Raw genomic sequence first — 24,768 nt, 5'->3', positions numbered from 1 at the left:
GTATGTTTTTTTATAGTTGAATCGATGAAATAATCATCAAAGGATCGGATTGGCTCCACTTGTATATTAAGTTCAGACGACTTTATGCAATAAAAAGCTGGGATATAGATTAAGAAGCAAAGTAAAATTATTTCAAACATTCATTGTCTCCTCGCTTTCTGTTATTAGCTTAGAGTGTAAATTATGAAACGCGTTCCATGTCAAATTCTATAATTAGCTGAAACTCAGTAAAAAAATGTTCCTGCTAAATATCTAGATGAGGTACTATACCTTAGACTTATGATTATCGTTTACTTTTTTCCTTTATTGGCAGCCATATTTCGCTGTATACATTTTCATAAGTACCATCATGCTTTGTAAAAGAAATACCAGGTAATTTGGCTATTTCATAACCTGAAGATGGCAGCCATTCAGAATAAATTTTTGCAGTCGTTTCTTGAAGGGTAGCAGGGAATGGGCCTTGATTAGGGAGATTGCCCATAAACTATCTTCAATAGAAAGTTGTTCTAAATCATCGAATGGATTTTCTTTTGTCGTTGCAAAACCAATCATATGAGTTAAGTAACCTTTTTCCTCCAAATATCCATCATCAAAATTATAAGATACATTCAAGACTTGATGAGGATATAAATCAGCTAATTGGTGCATTTCACTTCTTTGTTGTTCGGTAATGGACTGGGCCAGTTCTAAAATTGCATTATTGACACCTTCAAATTGTATCGGCACCCTTTTTGATACACCTATGATATTAAATTTCTCTTTCTTTTCAATTTTGAATTCCATGGAAGTTCCTCCCCGAATATCTATAAAGAATGAAAATTTGGGAAATGATTTTTGAATTTTATTTTTCGTTACTTCTGAAGGTAAGAAGCCGCACCATTCACGAAAGGCTCTAGAAAATCCTTCAACTGATTGATAGCCATATTTATAGGCAATATCTGTCACTTTTGCACCGTTTATTAATTCAACATTAGCCTTGGATAATCTTCTGTTTTTGATATACTCATTCAATGTCATTCCAGCCATATACGAAAACATTCTTTTAAAATGATAATCAGATAGCCCAACAATTTTTGATATTTCTTCTCCAGAAATCTCTTCCGCTAAATGTTCTTCGATGTAATCCATTAAAAGGTTAAACTCTTGTAACATTTCATTTCCCTCCTCTTCAAATCAATCATATCGCTATTATTAATTTTTCACTCGATATTTTATATACGGACTTTATCGGATTAGAAACAAAAACAGCTTAGAAAAACTCTTAAACCGTTCCGTTTTGAGGTGCATAACGATAAATTGACATAAGAAATGGCATACGAATTGACGTATGCCATTTCCCTTTGATATTAGGATTTTGAACACCTCTAATAGAAAAGTAGAACCAATAATGACATAATAAATTTATAGGACAAAGATTGTTGTACACCCAAAATCAAACGTCAAATGGTGTGTCACTTGGGATGTCAATTCTTACGACGTTTCCAAGGATAAAGCTAAAAAAATACATTTGCTTCTTTAACTAACGGGGCAGGAATGTGGAATAAGCAATAGTGAAACGATTGTATAAAAATAGAGCAATATTATTTTTGCTCTATTTTACCTTATTATTGGAAGACTCTGTAGTCTTCCTATTGTAAAAATTTTACTTCATACCTCTTTAACTTTTTTACTTTTTAATGAGTCCATAATAAATCTAAAAAAAAGTATGTATATGGATGTAGCAAGAAGGTAAAAAGCAAATGAATTAAGAAAAGTCCATCCACTAAACTTAAAAACATTAAAAAACACAGCTAACCATTCAAAGCCTAGAGCAAAAAGAGACCAAAGGATCACATATGCAGTAATATAAATACCCTTTGGATCAAACTTGTCAAGTAAGTACACACATAGTAATGCATAAGGGGAATACATCAAATACGTTATTATGTCTGTTACCTCGTATTTTTCAAGGTCATTAAGGTCATATAAATTCAAGGGTGGCGTTGCAATCAGGTGATCCATAATAATAGCAATAGTTACAGTGAACAAAATCAATAAGATAGAAATTACAAGAGGGTATCTTTTTGGGAGGAACAAAATCAATATGAAACCACAAACAATGGTAAGAATTGTAAACCATTCATTTTCGTTAAACTGTTCTGGCAATGGTAACAATTAGCTCATCCCTTTTCTAAGAATTTTTCTAAAGCTAGTAGAGAGGTAGCTTATAAGAAGTAAAATGACAACCCACTCTATTATGGAATAAAAAAGATTCCATTTTACAAAATCATATACATTAAGAAGATTGGCTAGATATTCAATCCCTATCAAAAGGGGTATTAAAATAAATAGCATAATCCAATTTTTCCTGTTTTTTGCCCCTTGGGTTTTATCTATATACCAAATAATAAGTACAGGAATAAGGAAGACCCTGATAAGTGCCATTGTCCAATAACTAGTTGAATGGCTATTAAAATTGATCATCTCCATATTCAATGCGAAGATGGTCATAAAGTTATGGTGAATAATGTTAGTTACCATCCAAATGAAGAATATTTCAAATAGATGAAGATTCTTTTTGGATACGGCATATGTAAGATTTATTATCACTGTTAATGCAAAAAAAATTGAAAATGCCATAGCTCCTCCCTAAATTGCTTTTTTAAATAGTTTTATCTCTCTATGTTTAAAATATTCCTTCTTCAACTAAAGGGTGCAATAGTGGAGGAACAAGGATTGCTGCGGCGATCCTTGTTTGATATTGAGCTAAACCAGCTAATAGTTTGTCAATATTTTTCAATAAAAAAATAAAAAATCTCATGCTATACTAAACATGTGCATGCCAAATAACCTTCCGTTATTCTGCTCTTGGAAGGTTTTGTGTTATTTGGTTTATTTTTGGTTCTAAGCTATATCTTGGAAAGTAGTTCCGTTCTTTAAAAGGGCGAATATCCAATGTAAGAGTTTATTTACACATGCAATTACAGCTACTTTAAAGGGTTTTCCTTCGCCACGTTTCTTGTCGTAAAACTCTCGCATTTTCTTGTTGCGAGGGAGAATTTCATCCGTTGTTTTCTTTTTACGGCAATCACGAATCGCACAACGAACAGCCATATATAAGGCGTGACGAAGCCTACTTGACCCTCGTTTCGTGATTCGATTCTTTGTGGCAGAAAACTTACCAGATTCAAAGACACTAGGATCAACACCAGCGAATGCTACAAGCTTTTTAGGGTCATTAAATCGATCTATCTCCCCAATCTCTGAAATAATCGTTGCAGCGATTTTTTCTCCAATACCAGGAATAGATTTGATAATATTATAATCTTCAATATCTTTAGCGAGGGCATCTATCTCGGTCTCTAACTTTGCTAGATGCTCTTTGTATTGAAGAATCATTTTAATGTACATACCAAGACTTAAAATATGACTCTGATAGACTGTCTTTTCAAAAGGATTACGTACAGCCGCTGCTTTAAGTTGAATTGCTTTTTCCTTTGCCCACCTGCTTGATCGACTCTTACAAAGACCATTTATTTTGTCTGTAATTACTTCTTCGCTTGCATTCAAAATATCCTCAGAAGAAGGGAACTCTGAAAGAGTTAAAAGTGACACCACTGAATATAAATCTCCAAAAACCCCTTTATATTCAGGAAATACTTGTTCAAGCACTGCCTGAAATTGAAGCTTTGTTTGAATCATTACTCCAGTTATATTTTCATGTTGTCTAGTAAGGTTGCGAAGGTTTAATAACTGGACTCCACGCTTTTTATAAGGCTCTAATTCCTCCTTATAAAACAACTCACAGAGAAGATAAGCATCAATGACATCTGTCTTTACTTTTCTTAAACTTGATGATCTAGCCTTATAGGAAATCAATGGATTGATGATAATTAATAAATAACCTCGTTCCTCCAAGTAATGGACTACTGGTGTTTGATAATGCCCCGTAGCTTCTAAAATTATTGAAGGCTTCTTGCCAGACTCTTTTTTCACATCCTCAAGAAACGACACAAGTGAACTAAGACTTTCAACAGTATGTGAAACTTTAAAACTCTTACGATAAGGTTTGCCTTTATCTAAAAATGCTTGAACTTGACTTTCCCCTTTTGAAATATCCAGACCAACGACTGGATTCATTCTAAATCTCCTCCTCCTGAACTATTAATTAGCCAGTAACCCCTAATTCCTCCATGCAGTGTCACAGCTTCGCTTGTTATACGAGATCTACGTCCCAACCAGCCTCAATCATGTTTCTACAAGTAGGGGGCGAACAGTTTAGCTGACGGGGTCGAAGCCCCACGAGCAGATACGTTCTACCCTGGCTACTGATATAATAAAACCAATTTAAAAAAGGTCAACCAGAAATATTTAGCATTCTGGCTAACCTTATAATACGAACGAAGCAGGATAGTTCAATTACTTTATTTGGGCATTGTATCAAAATTAGGGTAACCTTGATTTGAGAGGCATTATTTCTAGTAGTATAAAAAAGGGGGTAAAAGTAGTGAATGAATTTTATAAGGCGTTAAAATATGTAAATAAAAATTTTTATGAGCCAAATCATTTTATTATAAAAGCTATCCGAGAAGAAGCTCAAAATTCAGATTATGGGGCGGGTATATTTCAGCTAAACTCGAAATCGGTTAGATTTAGAGTAGCAAAGAAAACACCTACTAAGACAGGACAGTTTGTTGTTTTTTGGGAAAAAGATGGGAATTATAAAAACCAAGCCTTTTCATATGAAAAGGCTACTGATTTATTGGTTATCAATACCTTTACTAGTGAAAATAATTTTGGACAATTCGTTTTTCCAAAAGAAGTTCTTGTAAAACAAAATATCCTTAAAACAGCCACTACAAAAGGAAAAATGGCAATTAGAGTTTACCCTAGATGGGAAAAACCAACTAGCAAACAGGCTATTGAAACTCAAAAATGGCAATTAGAATATTTTGTTGAGGTGAATGAACAAAATCATTTACCATTACAAGAACTATTAATGCTATATTCTAACTAAAATTGGATAGAACTAAGCTGGCTAATAGTTTGTGAAAAATTACACTTAAATTATCGGGTGCAAGAGTTTAAGATCCAGCTGCCATTTCTGGCGGCTGTCTTAATTGAGCACGGGGCAGGTTAGCTGATCAAGTGGATAATCGTTTTTTTCACTTTTGAACTAAAAGACGACAAAATAAGAACTCCTTACTGAGTGAAAGAATTAGTTGCATTTGTTGACTTTTGGAATTAGTAAATTAACTTGTCCAACTTTTCGCTGCATCTTATTGTTTCAGGATGACATAATCCCTTATGTTCTCCAATATGAATCATTTCATTTCTAAGAATATCTATTTTTGATAGTAATCCATTAGTACTATTTGTATTTTTAATAATCATTACATTACTACTCCAATACTAAATATAGATAGTAAAAATAAACTGTGATTTTACCAAAAATAAAGTGGTCATAACCAGTCACTTTAGGATTTTACCAAAAATAAGGTGATCATAACCATTTACGTCAAAAGTTATCAAATAAAGACAAAGTTCGACAGTGGGATTAATGTCACAGTTCGAACGTATTGTGAAGCAATGTACTTAAGTTAACGGGCAGGTTGCTCAAGAAGGTAATTTTCACTTTTTAAAGAAATTATTAGGTGGAACAAGGGAAGTTGAGATGGTTAATAATATAGAAAAAACAATAAAAAGAAAAGATTAGAATTTTTATTAGACCGCCACAAACAAAAACAGTCCAGTTTAGAAAAAATGGACTTTGGACTTTTATTTGGTGAATGTATTGAAGCACTCGGTAACGAAGTAACTATTTTTTCTAATGAGAAGAGTAATGAACTTTATGATTCGTTTCAAAATCAAGTACCTTTTACACCATTTACTCGTGTAGATTGGAGCAAAATAAACCACCACCATCTGATTTCTGATTTATCAGAGGTAGCTAGCCTACTTAATCAGGAATTTGTAGAAGTATACTGGAGTTATGGAAATTATCCTGTAATAAAAACCAATTTTCAAAATGTCATAAATGCATTTGACGATTTGATCACAGTTTCTTCAGATACATATCTATATGTACCAATGAAATATGTAATTGAGGTTTATCACGATGGAGAAAAAACAATCGGTTATTTATTAACCTCATTTTTACACTAACTGGGTGCGTTGATTCAAGAAGGATTAACGTTTTTTTTGTTGAACTTTATTGAACGGAGGTTAGTGAATAAGGAAATGGTAAAAAGAGGAAAAATAAAGGTAATAAAGTTTAATATGTTAAAGTGAAAGTAGGAGATGGTGATATGTCAGAAGATGAATTATTCTCAAATAAGGCATCTAATGTTTATGAAATATATTCAAAAATACTCTATTTATTGAAAGAAATTGGACCTTTTGAAATTGAGTTTAAAAAGACTTCTATACATCTTTTGAATAAATCTTCCTTCGGAGGAGTTCATCCAAAAAAGAAATGGTTAGATTTTAATTTAGTAACAAACCGACAGATTGAACACGAGAAGATTACTAAAATTGAACAAGTTTCAAAAAACCGATTTCACAATAACTTTAGATTTTATAGTGAAGACGAACTAAATCAAGAGTTTTTAGTTCTTTTAAAAGAATCATATCAATTAATGAGTTAGTTAGAGAAAGGATATTTATTACCAATGAGCAGGATTTTCTTTGGAATTATATCTGGTATAATATTTGGTTTAATCTCTGTACTACTAATGTTCCCGATGAAATTTGAAGATAAACGTATTACTATTATTGGTTCATTTATTAATTGTTCTACGATTGGTTTCTTAATAACAGTGACTGTTCTTCCTATGTATCGTTGGACAGGAGACCTATAAAATAAAATGTTTCCTTTCTTCTGACAGACTTATTAAATTTCAAAAATAATCCATTCATTCATCTTTTCGTATAGAAAAACTTATTAAGAAACATGCACTAGAAAAAATATAAATCATATATAGGTGATATCCCGTTTGAATGCTTGAGGAGGAAATTATGAAACCTATGTTACCTAGTGAAAAATATTTCGGTAATTTAGAACTAGTTTATGCATTTTATGGGGCTATGCCTACAGGTGTTACTGTTTCAGAAACCGGTCGTACTTTCATTTGCTTTCCGAAATGGGGAGACGATGTTAAATTTACGGTGGGGGAAATTGTTGAGGATAAATTGCAGCCTTATCCTAATTTACAAACAAATTTGGTTAATCCCGAGAATATCACAATGACTTTCATCAGTGTCCAAAGTGTAGTTGCTGATGGAAGGGGAACGCTCTGGATATTAGATACAGCGGCACCCAATTTTTCTGAACCTATTAAAGGGGGAGCAAAATTAGTCGCTGTTCATTTAGAAACCAATACAATAAGAAAAGTATATACCTTTACAGAAGATGTTGTCCTGCCTACAACTTATCTGAATGATGTCCGTTTTGATTTTCGTGTAGGAAAAGCAGGTTATGCCTATATAACGGATTCTTCTTCAAGAGGACCAGGAGCTATTATCGTAGTAGATTTATCAAATGGAAACGCGTTTAGACGGTTAAATGGGGCAAATTCAACTTCACCCGATCCCTATTTTTTACCAAAAGTAGAAGGTCAAATTTTAATGAATCGAAACAAAGACGGTTCAACTTCTCCATTTAGATTGGCATCTGATAGTCTTGCGATTTCTCCCGATGGAAAGATATTATTTTTTGCTCCACTAACCAGTCGTCATTTGTTCTCAATCTCAACAGAAGCCCTGAGAGACAGAACGATACCGGACATGGATTTTCCTTATCATGTGGAGTATTGGGGAGAAAAAGGTGCGTCTGATGGAATGATCACCGATGCAAAGGGAACTGTTTATGCTGGAGATTATGAAAACAACAGTATCCGTAAGATATTGCCAAATGGCATAATGGAAACTATCGCACATGATCCGAGAATTTTGTGGCCGGATACTTTTTCAATTGGTCCGGATCAATATTTGTATGTCATTGTGAACCAATTACATCGACAGCCTAGATTTCATTATGGAAAAGACTTACGACAGAAACCTTATAGTTTACTTCGTATCAAAATTGATGAATTTCCTGCTCCGACCTTTTCATAATAAAAATAGTCAATTAATTGTTTTCATTATATAGTGTAAATCAATCACTAGTAAGCAAGAAGTATTAACTTTATTTACTTCTGCGAAATAAACTCATAATGGCTTAATAGGAACAGTTTATATGGTGTTAAACTGTTCCTGGAAATTTTTATAATGTCGGTAAGTTCAATGCTGTATTGATATTAATTAAATCCAAACTGATCTGTTCGTTTGTATCCCAAGCATGGTACCATCCTTTTTCTACCATATATGCGGTTATTTGTTCATGCATATCAAGAGATTCCACTAAATGGCGAGTGAGCATTTCTTTAATTTCCGGTGTTCCTGATTCTGTTACTGCCATGGCATAATTTCTAACTCCACTTTTAGCTGAAATGAGTAGATCCATTGCAACGACTTGATCCGATAGTCCGTCCATGCCCGTTAAAGTTTCAATGATTGGATTCATGTTCATTCATCTCCTAATTTACTGCTTAGCGTTGGAAAGGATAGAAGCATATTCTTGTAATTGTCTCGTAGATACATCAATATCTTGCTGCATAATATCTTTTAATAGCTGATCTGTAACTAACGCTCTCATCGTTTTGGATTTAGTTAAACAAGTGGTCTTAAATGCAGCCATCTCATGGACCTCAAGAACTTCATGTAAGGCGTAGTTCATTTTTTATACCTCCTTCCTCAAGGTTTCAACACGACTTTTATACAATCATCCATTTTTGTGTCAAAAATCTCATAGCCACGCTTTGCTTCACTAAGTGGAAGTACATGACTTACGACATCTCCTGGATCAATTTTTCCGGTCGTAACTAATTCAAACATATATGGCATATAGTGGATGACAGGTGCTTGACCGGAGCGGATATTGATATTTCGCTGCATAATATCTCCAAGAGGGAAACCATTATATCTGCCGCCGTAAACGCCAGTAACTTGAATTGTCCCGCCTTTACGCACTGCTTGTGAAGCCATGATAAACGCACTTAATGCTCCGCCTTGAAGCTTCATTCCGCTTGCAAGGAACTCCATATCAGTCATTTTACCATCCATACCAACTGCATCAATGACAACATCAGCGCCGCCTTTGGTGATTTCCTTCAGGTAACTTCCTACATTCTGATGGTCCTCAAAGTTAACAATCTCTACTTTGTTGATGCGCTTGGCGTGCTGCAGGCGATAATTGACATAATCAACGGCAATGACTCGCTTTGCCCCTTTTAACCAACAGAATTTTTGAGCAAAAAGACCAACCGGACCACAGCCAAGAACAATAACTGTATCTCCATCCTTTACACCTGCATTGTCAACACTCCAAAAACCAGTAGTCATCGCATCGGCAATAACTGCTAACTTTTCATCTGGTTCTTCACAAGTCTCTGGAATTTTGAAATGAGTAAAGTTGGCAAATGGCACTCTTAAATATTCAGCTTGCCCACCTGGATAGCCACCCGTCGTACCAGAATATCCGAAATAGGCACCCATATCACCATTATCATTTGAATTATCACATTGGCTTTCCAAATGGTTTTTACAGTAATGGCATTCACCGCATGCTATATTAAAGGGGATAATTACTCGATCGCCTTTTTTTAGTTTAGTCACACCTGGACCAACTTCTTCGACAATTCCCATTGGTTCATGGCCAATAACATAGTTTTCTTGCAGGTTAGGAATCATGCCATGAATTAAATGTAAATCAGAACCACATATAGCTGTACTCGTTACTTTAATAATCATGTCATCTGGTTTTTCAATCTTTGGATCTGGAACTTCTTTGACTACAACATTTTTAATACCTTGATACGTTACAGCCTTCATTGGTTACATCCTCCAGTGTTAGTGTTCATCAGGTGTCCGGTCAAACATACCTTTTCTATTGGTCTCAACAGGAAATAGATTCATTTTGCCAATCATCAAAGTATTGTTCGCAGAGAGTTGGTCTAATTGATATTGTTCACTTAATTCGTATGGATGGAACCATTTTTTACTTATCATTAATTCTGTAATTTCTTGGTGCATGGCAATCCCTTGCATTAACTGGTTTCGTAAGAGGGTTCTAACATCAGGTGACGCGGACTCCGTTAATGCAACCGCAATATTGCGCACACCTTCTTTGGCACGAAGAAGTAAATCCATCGCAAATGTGGTATCTGCTAACTCTGGTACGTGTAGCGAGTTTATAGGGTCTAAATAGTCATTGTTCAATGAATTTGCCTTCCTTTCAATTTATTATTGGTGTTGGCCGATTTTGAGGAACAGGCGCTTCAAAAGGTGCACGTTGATAAATTGCTTGTAATTCTCCAAGTGCTTGCATGGATTGTTCAACATCTTTTTGCATTAATGCTCTTAAATCATGATCAAATACAAGTCCTTGCATTAGTTTTGATTTCGCTAAGCATAGGGTTTTAAAATTAATAACTTCATGTAAATCCAATGATTCATGATCGGCTAATTTTTGATTATCCATTTCTAATTAACCTCCTTATTCGTTAATGGAATCAATTGTATTGTTCCAAAAATAGAAGGGAAACATTCTTTAAGGTTTTTTTTATAATTGGTAAATTATCTTTAATGGTTTGAATATTCATAAAGTGGGGGGAATTCATTTATTGTGATGGCTGAGGATGATTGCTGCGGCGGTCTTGTTTTTCTTGTAGCTAAAAAAATGTTCAACCAGAAATATCTGGTTGAACTTATAATACGAAAGGAAGAAGAAATGCCTCATCCTTTTTACTCTTATTGTTGATTAAGAACCTCCACTCCATCTAAGAAAAATCGTATTGTTATTTAGTTCATCTTTTACTAACCAGGTGCAAGAGTTACTTTTTATTGCATACCTCGTTCAATTAACCGATGCTAGAGTTAAGAAGGATCGTAACGGCAGCGGTCCTTTTTTTATTGAATTAACGGGGCAGGTTTGTTTAAGAAGGAATATAAATTAAATTGGTAGAATAAGTAATTGGATATAAATCTTAACATCTAAATATTAATAAGCGGAGAATGTCTATGGGAACTAAAGAAGTAAAAAGTTTAAACTAAAAGGGGGTTAAAAAATATGAAACAATTGGGAACGCTATACTTTTTCTGTGGAAAAATGGGTGCAGGGAAATCAACTAAATCAAAACAATTGGCGATAGATAAAAATGCGGTACTGTTGTCTGAGGATGAATGGCTTTCATCTCTTTACCCCAATCAGTTCGCATCATTTGATGATTATATAAAATTCTCAGCACAGCTCAAACCGTTGGTGAAAAAGCATGTCCAAAACATATTGAGCGTCGGTACAGATGTTGTAATGGATTTTCCAGCTAACACTAAAAAACTACGAAAGTGGTTTTTGGATATGGCATCAGAGGTCAATGCAAGCCATCAACTAATTTTCCTTAATCTAAATAACGACCAATGCTTACGTCAAATTGCACAAAGGCGTAACGAACAACCTGAAAGAGCGGCTTTTGACACGGAAGCGGTGTTTATTCATGTAACTAGTTTTTTTGAAGCACCAGAAGAATCCGAGGGTTTAAATATTTTAGAGTTTAGCGGAAAAGAATAACAAGAAGTTCAATGAATCGTATGTATAGAGTACCTTTTGTTCTGGGAGGTGCTCTATATGATATAAAATGAAATGTGAGTAAGAAAAGTTTCAATGTATATATGTTAAAATCGGTGTAACTTTGTGAAGTGGTGCACTTAAGCTAACGGGTGCTTTAGTTGAAGAAGACGTTTTACATTTATGGGTGACAGAGAATCAATAATAAATGAAAAAAGGCGTGTCAAATCTGTTGTCAGATTGCACGCCTTTTTCATTGTCATTTACAGGATATGCACCTGAAAACGGAACGATTTAAAAAACTCTAAGCTGCTGAACCAGTATCGAAAGGTTTTACTATAAGAACCTCATATACTTTTGGTAAGGCTCGCCGTAACTTATCTAAATGAGAAAGGAGAATGGTATATGGTCATGCTGAATCGGCTACCCTTAAAAAAAGGGACAACCAGTACAACATCAATAAGTGTTTAGAACCTTCAAATTAAATCAAAAATTAATGAGCAGTTTTTTATTTTTTAGGTTTGGTAAATAAAAGGTTGTCTTTTTCAAACTTAGTTTATTTAATATTTTCAACTATGTTAATATTAATATAACTTTTAATCGTAGAATTCCCCAGTTGAAATATTTTCTTAAAAGACTCGTTTATATGATTTCCATTGTAATTACTTTCTTAATTTGCCGTAATAATCATGTTTTAAAGTTTTTTTGATGTTTCTACATGATCTTTAATAGCCTCTACAGGTGAAATATTTATTATTGGAGTCATAATATCTTGTTAACTAAAAAGCAGTTCATTCATTTCTTAGAGGTGAAATAAAAAGTGAGTATTCAAAAAATACACAATAAAAACATTTTGTTAACCCGTATTTTATGGGTTTGTTTTATCATATGTATGCTAGTACAAATATTAAAACATAAAGATCCTGCTTTTATCAGTATCCTTTTTGGTAGTGGGATTTTAGTATGTGGAACAATATCAATTTTCGTTTTCAGGAAAATTTTTATTAAGCAAACAATGTATTTATGTGTACTGGGGATGTCATTTGTTACATTCGTACTTATAAATAATGAACCTGTAATATCTAATTTCTACCTCATTTTTTTAGTAATTTTTATTTTATCTTTATATCAGGATTACCGCCCAGTAATATTAATGAGCATAATTAGTATTTTTATAGGCGCCCATTTTTATCATTACGAGGAACGTCTTAATTATACTTATCACAAAGGTGACTTTTCTTACTTTTTATTTACACTTTCTGTTACCTTTCTAGTAGCCTTCCTGCAAATTCGCTATAGCAGAGCAGTAGAAAGAGATGATAATGCTAAAAAGGAAGAAGTAAGAAAGGACAATGAACAACAAATTTTAGCGCTAATAAATTCAATGCCAGATTTAATTTATATTCAGGATAGCACGGGAAGATTTATTGAAATGAATCAGTATGCTAAAGATTTATTTAAACTGAAAAATAATGAATATAGGAATAAACATCTAGACGAACTTTTTTCCCAAAATGAATGGTTTAGAAACTTTCAAAATTGCTTTTCTAACGATGAAATTTCTTGGGAGAAGGGTATACCCCATAGATTCGAATTGGATCTTCTTATAGGCAATCAATTCTCCGCTACATTTGATATTATCAAGGTACCTACTTTTTTTGCAGACGGTAGCAGGAAACATTTATTGGTTATAGGACGTAATATTACAGAACAAAAGAAGGCGAATGACCTAATTTTAAGATCAGAAAAACTTGCTGTGGTAGGTGAGCTTGCTGCTGGTGTTGCACATGAAATACGAAACCCTCTAACTTCAATAAAAGGGTTTATACAGTTAGCTGATCAAATCGGAGAATTTGATCGCCATTACGTGCAAATAATGTTAAGTGAAATATCTAGAATCGAGTCTATTGTTTCTGAATACTTATCATTAGCGAAACCAAACCAAAACTCACCAAAATCTCTTCAAAATATTGATACTCTTATAAGAAATGTGATTACTCTTTTTGAGAGTCAAACAAACTTAAGAAATATTACTATTCACTCAGAATTAGATCACTCTTACCAAATAATGTGTAACCCAAATGAAATTAAACAAGTGCTTATAAATATATTTCAAAATGCTATTGAAGCCATCGGAAGTAATGGGGACATTTATATATATTTGAAGAATGTCCCAGATAGTGGAGTGGAAATTATCTTTATTGACAACGGAAGTGGTATTGAGAAAGAACGGTTAAAGAAGATAGGCGAACCATTTTTCTCAACAAAGGAAAAGGGAACAGGGCTGGGATTATTAACTTCTAACCGTATTATTGAAAAACATAATGGTTCTATAAAGATTAATAGTGAAGTAAATAAAGGGACCGAAGTGAGAGTTTTTTTGCCCACTAGCAGCTAATTTAAAATGCAACAAACTTTCATGCAGAAAATGTTATCTAATCATCCAAACATCAAACAGCACCTTTCCTACTCTTTAGAAAAGGTGCTGTTACTATTTTAGGAAAAAACCTCATCTACTTAAAATAAAGCTCGCCCTATCATAAATAATTAATTCAAAAAGACAATTTCTATTTTTTTCTTCAAATCCTTCATCAAGGCTGTTTGATAAAAAACTAGAAACTCCTTTACTGGATACTTTAAAGTAAATAGCGAACAGTGCCTAGTCACTGTTCGCTGTAATGTTGGTGAATTCAAGAAAATGCGGGTGATGAAGGGACTTATTCCAGTCCTACTCCAACCCATAATAGCTGCATACAACTTGTCCAACTGATTTGGCCGCAACAAGAAGACACTCTTCATCAATATCGAATTTCGGATGATGATTGAAATAGGCGTTCTCAATCCCTTTTGGTTTACAGCCAATGTAAAAGAAACAACCAGGGATTTTTTCAAGATAGTAAGCAAAATCTTCCGATCCAGAGAGCATCGGATATTCTCCAACCTCTTTAATGTCTGGATCACTCATGTTTTTTAGACTTGTGACAACATTTGCTGTTACTTCCGGATCATTATAGAGCGGCGGATAATCAGCCTTATATTCAAGCGTGCATTGTACACCAAATTCCGACTCAATCCCCTTCACGATTCGATCTACTTCTCTTTCGATGATCTGCTGTGTTTCAACTGTCATATAGCGGACGTCTCCTTCAAGCTCTACACTATCTTTAATCACATTGAACGTTCCTTTACCATCGAATGAGCCGATTGTAATTACACCCATCTCAAAAGGATTAATTCGGCGGCTGATCACTGTTTGTACCGCTGTTACAAAGTGGGCAGCAGCAACTATTGCATCATTTGCCAAATGCGGAGAAGAACCATGTCCTCCAGTACCTTGGACGATTAATTTGAAAAATGACCTGCCCGCCAACGAATATCCGCTGCGGTAGCCGACAAAACCTGCTGGATGTGTAGGGAAAATATGAATACCAAATATATTGTCTACATCCTCTAGCACGCCAGATTCAACAATACTTTTCGCTCCTCCAGGAGGTGCTTCCTCTGCATGCTGATGAATAATTTTAATACTTCCTGCAATTGAATCCTTCAACTGGATTAGACAATCGGCTAGAACAAGTAAATAAGCAGTATGGGCATCATGGCCGCAGGCATGCATCACACCTTCATTTTTCGACTTAAATGGTACATCTGTTTCTTCCAAAATGGGCAGTGCATCGAAATCAGCACGAAGAGCAATCGTTTTTCCAGGCTTCCCACCTTTTATCGATACGATGATCCCGTTTCCGTTACCTGCATTTCTATGTATTTCAACATCTTTTCCATTGTAAAAATCAGCAATATATTGAGCGGTTTTTTCCTCTTTAAATGAAAGCTCCGGGTTCTCATGTAAATAACGGCGAATTTGAATCATTTCATCCTTGCGGGCTTCTAACATCTCCATTAATTCTTTCTTCATTAAAATCCCTCACATAAATTTTATTCTAAGTCCATAGTCACTGCTGTGTTGCAACGTTGGTTGTTAGGATAGATGTTGGATTGCAACACTTTTCTCTCTCTTTCCTCAATCATCCCCACATTATAGAAAAATAAGCTGATAAACAAAATTAATAGTTGTTTAGTATGCGGTTATGTTGATGATTCTTTAAACTCAGTAATATCGCAGCCAATACTAGAGGGGGATTTTATTAATATAAAACCTCATCTACATTAATGTTAAAATCTGTTATGGTCTGCTCGTAACATGGTTCACTTTCTTTTCCTACCCGAGTAGATATTTTCCATACTGCTTCTTATATTTTGGCTAAACTTTTTTATGATTTAGGTTTTGTTAATTCGAAAGGCTATGTAGCCTTTTTCGTTGATATGTAGATAGTACTACCCCTCCCACTATAAATAGTGATCCTAAAATTTCTTCTCCAGTTATTGGTTTGTATAGCAATATCAATCCCATGATCATTGCTACAAAAGGTTCTAAATTAGATAATATGGAAGCCTTTGAAGCATCAACATGTCTAATGTTGTTATTCCAAATCAACGTTGCTATACCGTGTACAACAACGGCAGTTCCAATCAGAAAATACCAATCCGAAATCTTAGAGCTTATTTGTAAGGGCTTGTCTAGTAAAAAAGCAAAAGGAATTGACACAATCAAGCCTACAACATTTGAATATAACGTAATGGTAAGTGGATCTATTCTATCAGAAAGAATCCTCGTCATGATAATCATAATGGCGAATGTAATCATCGTTATAACAATCCATAATAGACCTTTATCGATATGCAAAGAAGATAAGTTACCTTTTGCTACCACAAAAAATATACCAATGATTGCCACAATAGACCCCATTAACATACGGGTGGTTAATTTTTCCTTTAAAAAAATGGCAGCTAGTACGCTAGTTAAAATAGGGGTAGTTGCCAAAATTAATGCAGATGTTGTTGGATCAGCTGTTTGTAATCCTACAAAAAAAGACCATTGGTTAATAAAAACACCAATAACCCCTAGAAAAAAGACCGCGAGTAAATCCGATATATTAACTCGTTTAAATTGTTTTTTGTAAGAGGATAATCCAATTAAAAATAGTACAATAAACAAAAGTCTAAGCATGGTCAACAGAGCTGGGGAAAAATCTTGGACTAACATCTTTCCAAATACAAAATTGCTTCCCCACACCATGACACAAAACGTTAGCCAAGCATATGCCTTTAACATATTTATCACCCTTCCTACAACAAAATGCTAACTGTCCTATTTTAAACTTACTAAAATTTTTCGTATACATTTTTGATTGGATATTAACTCACTAAAATGTAGGTTGGGCCATCGTAAATAATTAATTCAAGATAATTTCTATTCTCTTATTCAAATTCCTTTTCAAGTTTTCACTCTAGTTTAGCCGCAATGCTATCGGCTTATTATAGAGCAGACTGAAGCATGAGCCTTCTTCTTAGTTGATTTTATTAATTTTAAGAATCTAAATAGTCGGAGTAATTCCGCTTAATTCATAGTTTTCATTAAAAAGGCTCAAAATAGACGTAGATATTCCGCCTATTTGCATGAAAATGTCAAAAATGTGAGGTTTTTCTCTGCATAGCCGGAAAACCTCCTCTTATATCCCCCCGAAATAGGCTCCATTCTGCATTTAACCGGAAAGTCTCCGCTTATTATTCTTTTGCTGGTTTTTGGAGCACAAGAAATATTTTGAAAGATTAAAAAAGCGAACAATGCCCAGCACACTGTTCGCTAAAATTATTTCATATGATTTTCGACTAACCGATAGCATCTTTCTTCTGTAAGATTTGCTAACACAGCCTCATATTCTAAATGCTCCTGCGTACCGCCTTTATATTTTAGGGATGTCTCTAGTGCAGTATCATCTCTATGTTTTATCCAATTCCGTTGTTCTGTTCTCAATTGGTCCATCTCTTCAGTAGAAAGCTGCTCCTTAAGGACTCCATAGACCTCATTCAACAATGCATCCCACATTTCCCATCTATCGTTTTCCACCTTTTTTAATGCGAATGTTGACGAATCTGTTGCTTTCAATTCTTCCGTTGCTTGTTTCGTAGTATTTAATTTTTGGAGATACTCTTCCTTCTTACTTACTGTTATTTCATTTTCACTAGTATCGAAATTGGATGACTCTTTATCACTTGAATTTGTAGACGTATCCACTTGTCCATTTACCGGACTCTTGTCATCACTCTCTCGAGCATTGTTTTCTACTGAATCTTCCTTTGTTGTATTAGCTGCTATGTCTTTATTTGTTGGGTTTCCACAAGCAGCCAAACTAACAAATACTATGGTGAACAACACCATTAAAAATATTTGTTTATTTTTCATAGTAATCCCCACCTTTAAAACAACTTTAGCATAAATTTTCCATTTACCTTCAAAAAAAGATAATTCGCTTAATTATTAAGCGAATTATCTTTGCGCTAAGGAAAATAACGATTTTCACAAAAACAAGTGGCAATCCTTCTTTTTAAAAAAATCGCAAACATCTTTTCAACTGGATATTTATGTTAAAATGTAGATAAAAACTCTGAAAATTCACACTCACTCTAACAGGGGAAGTTAAGTTAGCAGAAATTGATTTTTTGTTAAAGGAGAAATGGGAGTATGAGATTACAAAAATGTGGTCAATGTAATAAGAGATTTAAGTGGGCTCAAATTTCAAAATCCCTTTTATTTAGCTATAAACCTATTACCTGTAGTCATTGTGGTGCTGATTATAAGATAACTTTTTCTTCCAGGACTATATCAGCTATATTATTTACTCTAATAGTTTTAATCGTTCCATTTGCAAGAGAACAAGAATTATCTATTCCATTTGTTATTTTAGTAATATTTATATATTATGTACTGCTGCTTAGTATGATTTTGCCGTACATAGTGAAATACGAAATTCAGCATAGCATGATTAAATCAAAGAGGTGAAGAAAATGAAAAACAAAGTAATCTTACTTGCTTCCGATCAACTTGGCAAAGGTGAAGCAGAACTAGGAGAAGGAATTTTAGAAACCTTTTTTACGATTCTTAAACAAAGGGAAGAACTGCCTGCGGCTGTTTTTTGCATGAACCGCGGTGTGTTTACATTAACGGAAAGGTCGCTTGTTTCACTCCAATTAAAAGAACTTGAAGAAAATGGTGTTGACGTCATTGCTTGTAAAACATGTGTTGACTATTATGAGCTGAGTGATAAGCTTACAGCTGGAAAAATCAGCGGAATGGCTCAATTCATTGAGTTAGCCTCAAAATATGAAGTCATTACATTATCTTGATTTTCTACGATATTTTCATTTGCCGGCAAACTAAAAAGACTGCAGAGGAATCTCTTCTGCAGTCTTTTTTTACACTATAAGTCCGTATTTCAACTGGCTTTTGTTCTAATCAACCGAAATCTTCATTTTCTGATTGTATACCTTCATATAATGCATGCCCTCTATTAGAAGATATTCTGGCTTTGTCGTTGAATCAAATTGCAAGGTGCGTTCCTTTACTACCCTGCCGTCTTCCTGTTTTGGATAGGTTTGATTTACGGTAGTTTTTAAAGGGATGATTTCCTCTTGTAATTGAATGGATACACCTTCAAGCATTACATCATCATCTGTAGAAATCGTTATTTCCACTCCTTGTGACGTGGTTGACACATTTTTGATCCACAGTTCTTTCCCATCAATCGTAATCGGCCCATTACTACTGGATGAAAGGGAGATTTTTTCTTCTAGCTTCTTATAGCCGACAAACTCTTTTATGACTAGTTCAAGTGAATCCAGCTGCTTCGGTAATGCATTGTAACGAATATCAAACTTTCTTCCTCTTAGTGAAGATGTATTGCTGCTGCCCATTAATTCAATCGGCTTTCCGTTCGCCATTAATTCAATTGCACCGAACGAGGAATCCACTCGATCAAAGTTTTCAACATTTAACGTGCCTTTGATCATTGTCATCGTTGGAGAGGCTGTAATCGAATGAAATGTGATGGTACCTTTATCGACTTTAAATGTCTTTTTTAGCGATTGCTTAAATTCGGCAACCATTGCTTTGTTTGGATTATATGGAATTTCAATACTGCCTTCGGTCATCTGGCCGTTCTGATGACCCTGCCAAAAGTATAAATTTAACTTTTTTGAAAATGGACTAACGGGTTCAAAAGAAATGGTTCCTTTGATTTCCGTATGTTCATCATTAAGTAAGGACGTACCTCCCTCCGCATTTGAGTTTGTAAGAAAACCAGAAATTCTTGAAAGTCTGAAATTGTCACTAGTACTAGTCTTTATCCCCTTTGGATTCGATAATGTGTAGTACACTACTAACTGATTAGAATCTGAAATCAATCCATTAATCATAAGCTCAGTTCCATCTTCAAGCCTTGTCTTTTTTTCCACGATTTGTCCCATGCCTTTTTCATTGAGCTCTTTTAAAGTACCATTTATTACTTCATCGAAACCAAGCAGTTTCTTTCCATAAAATGCAACAGCATTGTATTGAGATCCCATTAGGATAATAAAAAATAAAGCGACAACAGCTGCCTTCCAGCTAAACGAATATCGTTTTGTTTTTTTCGAAGTATTATGAAGTGCGCTCCTTAATCTCATCTCTAATTCATCTGGTGCTTGTATAGAGTCGATAAGCTTCTTCTCTTCCGCTAACCGTTTCTCAAGATTATCCATGAACATCACCCCTATAATGATCTCTTAGCTTTTTCAATCCTTGGGAGATCCTTGATTTAACCGTTCCAATCGGAACAGATGTCATTTCCGCTATGGTTTGATAATCGAGATCATGAAAATATTTTAATTGAATCGCTTCTTTTTGCTGCGCATTTAAATGAATCAATAACTCTTTGATATCTATTTGTTGCTCAGTACTTAAATATGGATTACTAGTCTGCTCATGACTAAGATTACACGTATGCCAATCATCATCTATTAACACTAGCTGCTTTTGCTTCCGAAGCATGGATTTACAAGCATTCACTAAAATGGTCTTACTCCAACTGTAAAAAGCTTCTTCTTTCTTTAGTTGATCGATATTTTCATATACCTTAACAATCATTTCTTCCATTGCATCCATGGCATCATGCGAATTTTCCAAATAGGTGAGAGCGAGTCTATAATAATCATCTTTTTCTGCCATAATTAATTGGAGCAATGCCTCTTTACTACCCTTTTTTGCCTTTTTCACTAACCGAACGACATTCATGCTTTCACCTCTCTCCATTATAAGAGTCATGGCAGGGATAAAAAGTTCATTTTTCTAGATATATTTTTTTAGCTATTAAAAATGGCGCTATTCCTTTGAATAGCACCTTATACTTTTAAAAAATGGGAAGGTTATTGTGAATTCATTACGACATCCCTTTATGGTTTACAGCCAATGAAAAAGAAACAACCAGGGATTTTTTCAAGATAGTAAGCAAAATCTTCCGAATCATATATCGGGGAAAGCTATTACGAGAAGGTGCTGTTTTTCATTCCAACCTTTTTTCTATGATCTCTACAAATTTTGTTGAAGATGGTGACAGAGGAACACTTTTTAAATAACATACACCTATATTTCTCTTTGGAATTTCTTCTATTAGTTGTACTTCATACAATAATCCTTTATTTAAATACTCTTGTGAAAATTCTTTCGTCACACATGCTATCCCCAAATTTATTTTAGCAAATTCTAATAATAAATCATGTGAGCCCAATTCAAATTCCGGCGACATCTTTATACCTCTAGATAATATATAATCCTCTACATACTGTCTTGAATTTGATTTTGGTTCAAGAAAGATGAGTGGCAGTTTTACTAATTCATGAAGACTTAAGGGTTTAGATACTATCTTCTTAAATTTCTCCCCGCAAACAAAGGTATCATGAATATCAATACATGGTCTTTGTTCTAATGTAGGATCATCAATCGGAAAATTACAAATTGTAATATCAACCTCCCCGGATTTTAATAAAGCACAGATTTCTAATGTTGTACCATTTTTAATCTTAAATTTAATATTAGGATATTTATTATGAAAATCTTCTAAATAAGGAAGCAAAAAATATCTAGAAATCGTATCACCGACACCTATCTTTAATTCCCCCGCCGTTAAATTTTTAAATTCTAATATCTTTTCTTCCCCGGCGTCAATTAAATTAATTGCCGAATTTACATGTTCAAATAGAAGACTACCCTCATTTGTTAAAGATACCCCTTTAGGTGTTCTATTAAAAAGACGTGTATCTAATTCTCTTTCTAATTGCATAATTGCTTGACTAACTGCTGGTTGTGTCATATAAAGATCTTTTGCTGTCTTAGAAAAACTTCCACTTTTCCCCACCATACAAAATACTTTATATAAATCTAATTTACTAATCACATAATCACCTCTTATACCCATCATTAGAGATATTAATTTTACTTATATCATTAAACAAATGTATATTACAAGTAGATATAATTTAGATTAACGTAAGTAGTTATAAGGAGCGATTATATTGGAAAGAGTAGTTGGAACTGTTGTAAGAGGTCTTCGTTGCCCAATCATAAATCAAGGGGACAAAATAGAAGAAATCGTTGTAGATAGTGTGTTAAAGGCTTCAGAAGTTGAAAGCTTCACGATTAATGATAAAGATATTGTTACGATAACAGAATCAATCGTTGCTCGTGCACAAGGTAATTATGCGACAATCGATCATATTGCGAAAGATATTCATACAAAATTCGGAGAAGATACGATTGGAGTTATTTTCCCTATTTTAAGTCGTAATCGTTTCGCAAACTGTCTCCGTGGTATTGCAAAAGGAGCTAAAAAAATTGTTTTAATGCTTAGCTATCCAGCTGATGAAGTTGGTAATCACTTAGTGGATATTGACATGCTTGATGAAAAGGGAGTTAATCCTTGGACAGATGTATTAACAGAAAAACAATTCCGTGATTATTTTGGATATAATAAACATACTTTTACTGGTGTTGATTATATTGATTATTATAAATCGTTAGTTGAAGAATACGGTGTTGAATGTGAGGTTATCTTCTCAAACAATCCAAAAACCATTTTGGATTACACAAAAAATGTTCTAACTTGCGATATACATACACGATTTAGAACAAAGAGAATATTAAAAGCAAATGGTGGAGAAAAGATTTACAGCCTTGATAACATCTTATCAGAGTCTGTTGATGGCAGCGGATGTAATGAAGCTTATGGTCTGCTAGGATCAAATAAAGCTACAGAGGATAGTGTTAAACTTTTCCCGCGTAATTGCCAGCCTATAGTTGATAACATACAGCATATGCTTAAAGAAAAGACTGGAAAAAATGTTGAGGTGATGATTTACGGAGATGGAGCGTTCAAGGATCCTGTAGGTAAAATATGGGAACTAGCGGATCCAGTAGTATCACCGGCTTACACATCAGGTCTTGATGGCACACCTAATGAAGTAAAATTAAAATATCTCGCTGATAATAACTTTGCTAATTTAAAGGGTGAGGAACTTAAACAAGCGATTTCTCAATTTATTAATAATAAAGAATCTGACCTTGTAGGATCGATGGAATCACAAGGGACTACACCTAGAAAACTTACCGACCTAATCGGTTCTCTATCAGATTTAACTTCAGGAAGTGGAGATAAGGGTACACCTATTATCTTTATCCAAGGTTATTTTGATAATTATACAAAATAGGATATTCAAAAAAACTAGATGCCTCCATATAGGGCATCTAATTTTTTTGTTAAACTTTTTCCTTTTCATACAGAATGGAGTTCGTTTCGGGGTAAAGGTAAAAAGTATAGTATACTATTTTTACCAATTACTTTGAGGTGAGTTTATGTGGAATTTAACAAAAGAAGTGAAAGTAAAATTTTCAAAATGTCATCTTCTTCCCATTCATGAATCTGATGATGACTGGAAAATGGCTATAGCAGAAGCAAAAGCGGAAGGGGAAGACCTCATTACACGTTTGAAGGAAGAACTTGAGGAAGTCAAAGAGGAATTGTTACACGTCTTACCTGAACGTTTCATTCCGTATTTGGAGAATGGTACATTAAATCAATCGACATTACCAAAAAAAGTGAGAGAAGATTACTTGCAATGGGTCCAGGAATCAGCCAAAGAATTTGAACAAATTTTAGATGCTGCCTATGGACAAACACAACAAGCCGCTGCCTATTTACCAATTGCGGTTCAGGATGTCTTTGAGGAAAGTTTACATGATGCCATCATTGAGAGAATAGAACGTGAAGGGAATACGCTTCATCTTTACATCAATACAGACAGCGGATTTTCAACGAAATCCCATATTCAACTAATTTTTCATGATGTCATAACGGAAAAATCGGATGAACCTTTACAAGTTGGGCAATGGTTAATTTACTATGAGCTGCAGAAAACGGATGAAGGTTTTGCATTCCGTGTGTTGTTTGATTGTCCTGATGCAGAGTGGACAATTACCATGAATGGGATGGATGCCCAATATTATTATCGTCCGAAGGTTTATACAAGGTTGAGAGATGAAGAAAAGCTGGAAGAAACCGTACTTGCAGAATATGTTTCCCTGTTAAATCCCGATAATCGCTATTGGTTGATTACACCTCATTTGAAATGCAGTATTAAAGCATTTACAGATAATCTTATTTTAGATAACGGAAAATTCGAATTGCGACAAAATGAGATGGTGGTTTCTGTTGACAATCAACGTTTTATTTATGATTTAAAAGAGTACAATCCAATTCAGCTCATCTACACCGACGTCTATGAAGATCCGTATGCACATTTTAACGAACCTGTTCCAACCGAACAAATCGAAGCAGCTGCCTGCCTTAGGGAATGATTTGGAATTACAAGTACATGCATGGAATACAATGTATGCAAATCCGAAAGAACTGGCAGCGTTTATAAACAGGGTCTTATTAAAAATGAAGATGACAGAAGAAAATGAAATGATGGTGAGCATTTATGTCAGCCGTTTTAATAAAAGTGAGATTTTGGGAGAAGCGGTCATAGAAAAGTATCGTAATTTATTTTATTAAATGATGCTCAGTCTGAAGATTTTGGTGATACTTCAGTTGAAATCGAGAGGATTTATATAAAGATTATATTTCTGATCCTTTCCATTTGGTGGAATTATTATCGTTAGATACACCGAGGTATTTCCTTCAATTTATTTCCTTCTT

The 24,768-nt window shown here is 34.3% G+C and carries 26 protein-coding genes and 1 pseudogene; 11 read left to right on the top strand and 16 right to left on the bottom strand.

The window, feature by feature from the left end:
- Positions 1-283: 283 nt before the first annotated feature.
- The 4 genes and pseudogenes from AC2TFD_RS03905 to AC2TFD_RS03890 all read right to left on the bottom strand — a co-directional run bounded on the left by AC2TFD_RS03905 (position 284) and on the right by AC2TFD_RS03890 (position 4,119).
- Positions 284-1,152 (bottom strand): annotated as a pseudogene (locus AC2TFD_RS03905) (AraC family transcriptional regulator).
- A 495-nt stretch (positions 1,153-1,647) separates the two neighbouring features.
- Positions 1,648-2,154, bottom strand: coding sequence for a hypothetical protein (locus AC2TFD_RS03900; RefSeq protein ID WP_484675013.1), 507 nt, complete (start codon positions 2,152-2,154; stop codon positions 1,648-1,650).
- Positions 2,155-2,619 (bottom strand): hypothetical protein, encoded by a 465-nt coding sequence (locus tag AC2TFD_RS03895; RefSeq protein ID WP_335517082.1) that lies wholly within the window; start codon positions 2,617-2,619, stop codon positions 2,155-2,157. It lies immediately after the preceding gene.
- A gap of 264 nt (positions 2,620-2,883) precedes the next feature.
- Positions 2,884-4,119: an IS110 family RNA-guided transposase gene (locus AC2TFD_RS03890; RefSeq protein ID WP_335517079.1), complete on the bottom strand. Its 1,236-nt coding sequence runs from the start codon at positions 4,117-4,119 to the stop codon at positions 2,884-2,886.
- 367 nt (positions 4,120-4,486) lie between these two features.
- On the opposite strand from AC2TFD_RS03890, the gene AC2TFD_RS03885 reads away from it, so the two are divergent.
- Entirely contained in the window at positions 4,487-4,996 is a 510-nt protein-coding gene (locus AC2TFD_RS03885) for a MepB family protein (protein ID WP_335517076.1), read from the top strand.
- Between the two features lie 227 nt (positions 4,997-5,223).
- Here AC2TFD_RS03885 and AC2TFD_RS03880 read toward each other — a convergent pair whose 3' ends face one another.
- Positions 5,224-5,373: an aspartyl-phosphate phosphatase Spo0E family protein gene (locus AC2TFD_RS03880; RefSeq protein ID WP_335517074.1), complete on the bottom strand. Its 150-nt coding sequence runs from the start codon at positions 5,371-5,373 to the stop codon at positions 5,224-5,226.
- Between the two features lie 369 nt (positions 5,374-5,742).
- Here AC2TFD_RS03880 and AC2TFD_RS03875 point away from each other — a divergent pair, with 369 nt between their 5' ends.
- The 3 genes from AC2TFD_RS03875 (at position 5,743) to AC2TFD_RS03865 (ending at position 8,094) form a co-directional block, all read left to right on the top strand.
- Complete coding sequence (locus tag AC2TFD_RS03875; RefSeq protein ID WP_484675012.1) at positions 5,743-6,144, top strand: CDI toxin immunity protein; 402 nt, start codon at positions 5,743-5,745, stop codon at positions 6,142-6,144.
- 143 nt (positions 6,145-6,287) lie between these two features.
- The gene (locus tag AC2TFD_RS03870) at positions 6,288-6,626 is read left to right on the top strand and encodes a DUF5655 domain-containing protein (RefSeq protein ID WP_335517071.1); all 339 of its coding nucleotides are present in this window, start codon (positions 6,288-6,290) and stop codon (positions 6,624-6,626) included.
- Positions 6,627-6,996: 370 nt separating this feature from the next.
- The gene (locus AC2TFD_RS03865) at positions 6,997-8,094 is read left to right on the top strand and encodes an L-dopachrome tautomerase-related protein (RefSeq protein ID WP_335517068.1); all 1,098 of its coding nucleotides are present in this window, start codon (positions 6,997-6,999) and stop codon (positions 8,092-8,094) included.
- Positions 8,095-8,242: 148 nt separating this feature from the next.
- Here the strand turns inward: AC2TFD_RS03865 and AC2TFD_RS03860 are convergent, their stop codons facing one another.
- Genes AC2TFD_RS03860 through AC2TFD_RS03840 form a run of 5 tightly spaced genes read right to left on the bottom strand, consistent with a single transcriptional unit; the run spans position 8,243 to position 10,558 of the window.
- The gene (locus AC2TFD_RS03860) at positions 8,243-8,542 is read right to left on the bottom strand and encodes a spore coat protein (RefSeq protein ID WP_484675011.1); all 300 of its coding nucleotides are present in this window, start codon (positions 8,540-8,542) and stop codon (positions 8,243-8,245) included.
- 18 nt (positions 8,543-8,560) lie between these two features.
- Positions 8,561-8,755: a hypothetical protein gene (locus AC2TFD_RS03855; protein WP_328028978.1), complete on the bottom strand. Its 195-nt coding sequence runs from the start codon at positions 8,753-8,755 to the stop codon at positions 8,561-8,563.
- A gap of 17 nt (positions 8,756-8,772) precedes the next feature.
- A complete protein-coding gene (locus AC2TFD_RS03850; protein ID WP_484675010.1) occupies positions 8,773-9,909 on the bottom strand; it encodes a zinc-dependent alcohol dehydrogenase in 1,137 nt (378 codons plus the stop codon).
- 18 nt (positions 9,910-9,927) lie between these two features.
- The gene (locus AC2TFD_RS03845) at positions 9,928-10,296 is read right to left on the bottom strand and encodes a spore coat protein (RefSeq protein ID WP_101648872.1); all 369 of its coding nucleotides are present in this window, start codon (positions 10,294-10,296) and stop codon (positions 9,928-9,930) included.
- 16 nt (positions 10,297-10,312) lie between these two features.
- Positions 10,313-10,558 (bottom strand): spore gernimation protein GerQ, encoded by a 246-nt coding sequence (locus AC2TFD_RS03840; protein WP_066255762.1) that lies wholly within the window; start codon positions 10,556-10,558, stop codon positions 10,313-10,315.
- A 588-nt stretch (positions 10,559-11,146) separates the two neighbouring features.
- Here AC2TFD_RS03840 and AC2TFD_RS03835 point away from each other — a divergent pair.
- Both AC2TFD_RS03835 and AC2TFD_RS03830 read left to right on the top strand, forming a co-directional pair.
- Entirely contained in the window at positions 11,147-11,644 is a 498-nt protein-coding gene (locus tag AC2TFD_RS03835) for a P-loop nucleotide/nucleoside kinase family protein (RefSeq protein WP_027323047.1), read from the top strand.
- A gap of 817 nt (positions 11,645-12,461) precedes the next feature.
- The gene (locus AC2TFD_RS03830) at positions 12,462-14,039 is read left to right on the top strand and encodes an ATP-binding protein (RefSeq protein ID WP_484675009.1); all 1,578 of its coding nucleotides are present in this window, start codon (positions 12,462-12,464) and stop codon (positions 14,037-14,039) included.
- Between the two features lie 330 nt (positions 14,040-14,369).
- On the opposite strand, the gene AC2TFD_RS03825 is transcribed toward AC2TFD_RS03830, so the two are convergent.
- From AC2TFD_RS03825 to AC2TFD_RS03815, 3 genes are all read right to left on the bottom strand, one after another.
- Positions 14,370-15,557, bottom strand: coding sequence for a M20 family metallopeptidase (locus AC2TFD_RS03825; protein WP_335568155.1), 1,188 nt, complete (start codon positions 15,555-15,557; stop codon positions 14,370-14,372).
- A 372-nt stretch (positions 15,558-15,929) separates the two neighbouring features.
- A complete protein-coding gene (locus AC2TFD_RS03820; RefSeq protein WP_335568154.1) occupies positions 15,930-16,814 on the bottom strand; it encodes a DMT family transporter in 885 nt (294 codons plus the stop codon).
- A gap of 537 nt (positions 16,815-17,351) precedes the next feature.
- Complete coding sequence (locus tag AC2TFD_RS03815; RefSeq protein WP_484675008.1) at positions 17,352-17,945, bottom strand: lysozyme inhibitor LprI family protein; 594 nt, start codon at positions 17,943-17,945, stop codon at positions 17,352-17,354.
- 279 nt (positions 17,946-18,224) lie between these two features.
- On the opposite strand from AC2TFD_RS03815, the gene AC2TFD_RS03810 reads away from it, so the two are divergent.
- Both AC2TFD_RS03810 and AC2TFD_RS03805 read left to right on the top strand, forming a co-directional pair.
- Complete coding sequence (locus AC2TFD_RS03810) at positions 18,225-18,542, top strand: TIGR04104 family putative zinc finger protein (RefSeq protein WP_420489091.1); 318 nt, start codon at positions 18,225-18,227, stop codon at positions 18,540-18,542.
- 5 nt (positions 18,543-18,547) lie between these two features.
- On the top strand, positions 18,548-18,886 hold the full coding sequence (locus AC2TFD_RS03805; protein WP_335517041.1) for a DsrE family protein: 339 nt from the start codon (positions 18,548-18,550) through the stop codon (positions 18,884-18,886).
- A gap of 105 nt (positions 18,887-18,991) precedes the next feature.
- On the opposite strand, the gene AC2TFD_RS03800 is transcribed toward AC2TFD_RS03805, so the two are convergent.
- The 3 genes from AC2TFD_RS03800 to AC2TFD_RS03790 form a co-directional block, all read right to left on the bottom strand.
- Entirely contained in the window at positions 18,992-20,278 is a 1,287-nt protein-coding gene (locus tag AC2TFD_RS03800; protein WP_484675007.1) for a DUF4179 domain-containing protein, read from the bottom strand.
- Entirely contained in the window at positions 20,271-20,810 is a 540-nt protein-coding gene (locus AC2TFD_RS03795; protein WP_484675006.1) for a sigma-70 family RNA polymerase sigma factor, read from the bottom strand. Before AC2TFD_RS03795 ends, AC2TFD_RS03800 begins: the two co-directional genes overlap by 8 nt.
- 268 nt (positions 20,811-21,078) lie before the next feature.
- On the bottom strand, positions 21,079-21,969 hold the full coding sequence (locus AC2TFD_RS03790) for a LysR family transcriptional regulator (RefSeq protein ID WP_335568153.1): 891 nt from the start codon (positions 21,967-21,969) through the stop codon (positions 21,079-21,081).
- Positions 21,970-22,087: 118 nt separating this feature from the next.
- On the opposite strand from AC2TFD_RS03790, the gene AC2TFD_RS03785 reads away from it, so the two are divergent.
- The 3 genes from AC2TFD_RS03785 to AC2TFD_RS03775 all read left to right on the top strand — a co-directional run bounded on the left by AC2TFD_RS03785 (position 22,088) and on the right by AC2TFD_RS03775 (position 24,624).
- Entirely contained in the window at positions 22,088-23,278 is a 1,191-nt protein-coding gene (locus AC2TFD_RS03785; protein ID WP_335568152.1) for a coenzyme F420-0:L-glutamate ligase, read from the top strand.
- A 145-nt stretch (positions 23,279-23,423) separates the two neighbouring features.
- Positions 23,424-24,425, top strand: coding sequence for a DUF4085 family protein (locus AC2TFD_RS03780; protein ID WP_335568151.1), 1,002 nt, complete (start codon positions 23,424-23,426; stop codon positions 24,423-24,425).
- A 1-nt stretch (position 24,426) separates the two neighbouring features.
- Positions 24,427-24,624: a hypothetical protein gene (locus AC2TFD_RS03775; RefSeq protein WP_335568150.1), complete on the top strand. Its 198-nt coding sequence runs from the start codon at positions 24,427-24,429 to the stop codon at positions 24,622-24,624.
- Positions 24,625-24,768: the final 144 nt, after the last annotated feature.

The sequence above is a fragment of the Neobacillus sp. plas4 genome, assembly GCF_057221695.1.
The sequence above is the reverse complement of the archived record's forward strand: the minus strand, read 5'-3'. Positions and strand labels throughout refer to the sequence as shown.